The organism is Peribacillus sp. NPDC096448 (assembly GCF_044762675.1).
Classification (GTDB): Bacteria; Bacillota; Bacilli; order Bacillales; family DSM-1321; genus Peribacillus; species Peribacillus frigoritolerans_B.
Genome location: NZ_JBIWEU010000064.1, coordinates 1 through 1,097, shown reverse-complemented (window position 1 = coordinate 1,097; position 1,097 = coordinate 1). Strand labels below are relative to the sequence as shown.

General features: G+C 30.5%; 1 protein-coding gene. It reads left to right on the top strand.

From position 1 onward, the window contains the following. Positions 1–287 precede the first annotated feature (287 nt). Positions 288–944: a VanZ family protein gene (locus ACIQ0C_RS27185; protein WP_403066018.1), complete on the top strand. Its 657-nt coding sequence runs from the start codon at positions 288–290 to the stop codon at positions 942–944. Positions 945–1,097: the final 153 nt, after the last annotated feature.

Here is a 1,097-nt window from a genome sequence, read left to right as displayed (position 1 = left end):
TCTCCCAGCCGTAGAATCAGTATTGACCGTTCTGAACCATTTTCATTCTCTGTGGTGAAGCGCTGATTTTTGCGCTTCATGGATGGCTAACGGGTCTTTACTTCAATAAGGAAGGTTGCTGAGGCAGCCTTTTTCTTATGGCACTAACGGGGCAGGATAGTTCATTAAGAAACGCAATAAAATCTTGGTTTTATTGATGATAATGAACGAGCAGAATTAAATTCCAACAAAGGTATATTTTATGGTAAAATAAGGGTTTGTTTGAGCTGGAAGGAAGGGTTGATGGAGTGTATTTGATTAATGGTAGTTTACTTATTGGAATTGGAGTTATATGTTATTTGGCTGGAAGAGGTATTTTAATAGGGTTTAAATTAAAAAAACAAAAACAAGTATATTGGTTAAGGGAAGTTATTAATTTTCTTTTTGTTTTATACATACTTATGGTTGTTTCCGTTACACTGTTTCCATTAGCTTTATGGATTGATTTTAATATGCAAAATATTAAGTTTGGCTTAAATCTAATTCCATTTGTTGGAATTATAAACGATATTAAACAAATAGGTATTGCATATGACGGTGATACCGTGTTTATGATTAGTCTAATTATTAGAAATGTGGGTGGAAATATATTATTATTGATGCCTTTGGGTGTATTATCACCGATAATATGGAATAAATTTAAGGGTTTTAAAAATATTGTACTATTCGGATTTGTTATATCAATTAGTATAGAATCTATACAATTTATTGAACTAATAGCAGGTGGTTGGGGAAGAACAGTTGATATTGATGACGTAATTTGTAATGTATTAGGTGTTATTCTTGGATACTTCATTTATAAATTTACGTTTAAAATAGCCGATAAATTTCAGGTCAAAATATTACAAAATTTAAACTCTGGGAATTCAAGTTTGTTTGATAACGATAAAGGAACTAAAATATAAATTTTATTTAACAAACAGGTGCTTTAGCTGACGATCAGAGTTGTCTTTAAGGCAGCTCTTTTCTTATGGAACTAAACCAGCTAATAGTTAGTCAACATTTTTCAATTAAAACTTAAAATATTTCATGCTATACTAAATTTGTGCATGCCAAAT